This window comes from Actinoplanes sp. NPDC051633, from assembly GCF_040681735.1.
Taxonomy (GTDB): Bacteria; Actinomycetota; Actinomycetes; order Mycobacteriales; family Micromonosporaceae; genus Actinoplanes.
The window spans coordinates 1-2,654 of the sequence record NZ_JBFAZH010001068.1 but is presented as its reverse complement, the minus strand read 5'-3'; the positions used below and the strand labels follow the sequence as shown (position 1 = coordinate 2,654).

Sequence of the window (2,654 nt, the reverse complement as noted above, 5' to 3'; positions counted from 1 at the left end):
TTCTTAAAAAATTTGTAATGTTGTCTAAATATAATGCGTCGAACGTGCTGTCCAGCGTGGCGACGATGTGGTACTTGGTGTCCTTCGCGGCGGTCGCGACGGCGACGCGGCACGAGTCATTGGTTGAGGAGCATGGAGACAGTGGATTACTTGCGGGTCGCCCGTAAACGGCTCGGCCTCCTGGTCGGCCTGCCCGTGCTCGCTGCCCTGATCGCGGTGCTGGTCGTGCTGCTCACCCCGGCGCGCTACGCGGTCACCACCTACGTGGCCGCCCCGGCGCTGCAGTCCTCCGGCACGCAGTTCTCCGGGTCGCAGGGCGCCAACCAGTTCGTCGCCGCCTTCGCCGCCGCGACCACCTCGCCCAAGGTGATCGACCAGGTCGCCGCGGACACCGGCGTCGGCCGGGACGACCTGCCCGACGGCGTCGAGGTGAAGCAGGTCGGCGCCAGCAGCCAGCTCACCCTCACCTGGACCGGCGACGAGCGGGACAAGGCCGCGCCGGTCGCCCGGGCGATGGCCGGCCGCGCGCTCACCTTCCTCTTCGCGTCCCAGGTGGACGCCGCCACCGAGCAGGTCGCCGTGGCCGAGAAGGACGTGACCGCCGCGGCCGCGAAGATCACCGGGTGGGAGACCCAGAACAAGGTCACCCAGCCCGACAAGCAGTTCCAGGCGATCCTCAACCAGCAGGGTGACCTGCGGCAGCAGGAGCTGAGCATGGCCGCCGCCGGCAACTCCCGCGGCGAGGAGGCCGCCAAGGACGCCCTCGCCGACGGGCAGAAGCGGCTCGACGTGCTCGGACCGAAGCTGGCCGGATACGAGGCCCTGCTGGCCCAGCGGGACGCCGCGAGCAGCGCGCTGGCCGAGGCGACGAAGGGACTGCAGGCCGCCCGGGCCCAGGTCGGCGCGGCCAACCCCGAGCAGGTCACCAGCGTCGGCGAGGTGACCTCGCCGTCCAAGCTCAGTGAGCTGGCCCGGATCGTGCCGCCGGTGACCGGCGCCGGCCTGCTGGTCGCCATCCTGCTGGTGGTGCTGCTCGAGATCCTCGGCCGGCCCCGCGGGCCGGTCTACCCGGAGGTGCCCGCCCAGCGGGAGCCTGCCCGCGTATGACCGTGGCGGCGGATCGATCGGTCCGGGGGATAGCCCGCGGCGGCGGGCTCAACCTCGCCGGCGCGGTGGTCGGGCAGGCCGCGGTGTTCGGCGTGGTGCTGCTGCTCGCCCGGGTCCTCGATCAGGGCCAGGTCGGCCGGTACGCCCAGGCGTACGCCACGCTGACCCTGCTCGGCCTGCTCGCGCTCTCCGGCTTCCGGGCCGGCGTCACCCGGTTCGTCGCCGTGCACCTCGCCGACGACGACCCGGCCGCGGTGCGGGGCACGGTCCGCCTCGCCCTCGCCGTCTCCGGCGGATCGGCAGCCGTGCTCGGCGTCGCCCTGGCCCTGGCCGCGCCCTGGCTGGCCGAGCGTCTGCACGACCCGGCGCTGACCACCGGCCTGCGGCTGATGGCCCTCACCCTGCCCGCGTCCACGCTCTGCGAGGCCGCGCTGGCCGCCACCCGCGGCTGGCGCAGCCAGAAGGCGTTCACGCTGATCGGGCAGATCTACGAGCCGGTCTGCCGGCTGCTGCTCACCGCGGTGCTGCTGCTGGCCGGCTTCGGGCTGACCGGCGCGTTCTGGGCGATCGTGGTGGCCGGCTGGACCGCGGCGGCCTTCGCGCTGCTCGCGGTGCGCCGCCGGCTCGCCGCGCTGGAGGGCGCCGGCCGCACGTACGAGGCGCGGCAGCTCTTCTCCTTCTCCACGGTCAGCTGGGTGTCGTCGCTGGCGTCCACCGGGCTGATCTGGCTCGACGTGCTGCTGCTCGGCTTCTTCGCCAACCCCGACGTCGGCGTCTACAACGTGGCCACCCGGCTGGTCACCGTCGCGGTGTTCGTGCTGGCGCCGCTCAACGCCGCGTTCGGCCCGTACCTGGCGCACCTCTACCACCGCGGTGAGATGGACGAGGTGCGGCGCAGCTACGCGGCCGTGACCGGGTGGATCGTCCGGCTGTCGCTGCCCGCCTTCGCGGCGCTGCTCGCCTTCCCCGGGGAGCTGCTGCGGCTGTTCGGCGGCGCGTTCGCGGCCGGGGCGGCGGTCACCGTGATCCTGGCCTGCGGGCAGTTGGTCAATGCCGCCACCGGGCCGTGCGGCACGGTGCTGAACATGTCCGGCAAGGTCGCGCTCAACATGGCCGACAACGTCGCCACCCTGGTCCTCAACGTGCTGCTCAACCTGCTGCTGATCCCGGCCCACGGCATCGTCGGGGCGGCGGTGGCCTGGGCGGTGTCCCTGGCGGTGGTGAATGTCGCCCGGGTCGTGCAGGTGCGGCGGCTGATCGGCGCGCTCCCGGTCTCCCGCGGGATGGGCACCGGGCTGCTCGCCGGGGCGGTGGCGCTGGGCGCCGGGCTGGCGGTGGGCACGCTGCTACCGTCCGGGGTGGTGGCGCTGGTCTGCGGGCTGGTGGTGATCGCCGTCGCGTACGCCGGGACGGTCCTCGCCCTCGGGCTCAGCCGCGAGGACCGGACGGTGCTGCGGGCAATTCTGCGCCCCAAGCGCGGAGTCGGCCTGTGAACCGGCGGCTGGCGGATCCGGTGCGCCGGGCGGTGCGCGCCGGGCGCGCGTACT

The 2,654-nt window shown here is 73.4% G+C and carries 2 protein-coding genes; both read left to right on the top strand.

Annotated features, from left to right (window positions below; genetic code table 11):
• Window positions 1-141: 141 nt before the first annotated feature.
• Window positions 142-1,107, top strand: a complete 966-nt coding sequence (locus AB0M20_RS37020) for a Wzz/FepE/Etk N-terminal domain-containing protein (protein ID WP_364305395.1) — start codon at window positions 142-144, stop codon at window positions 1,105-1,107.
• Window positions 1,104-2,600 (top strand): oligosaccharide flippase family protein, encoded by a 1,497-nt coding sequence (locus AB0M20_RS37015; RefSeq protein WP_364305393.1) that lies wholly within the window; start codon window positions 1,104-1,106, stop codon window positions 2,598-2,600. Before AB0M20_RS37020 ends, AB0M20_RS37015 begins: the two co-directional genes overlap by 4 nt.
• The last annotated feature ends 54 nt before the right edge of the window (window positions 2,601-2,654 follow it).

What these genes read in the sequence shown, in the direction of transcription:
- AB0M20_RS37015 (WP_364305393.1), top strand. Translation starts at nt 1,104, where the DNA reads ATGACCGTGGCGGCGGATCGATCGGTCCGGGGGATAGCCCGCGGCGGC.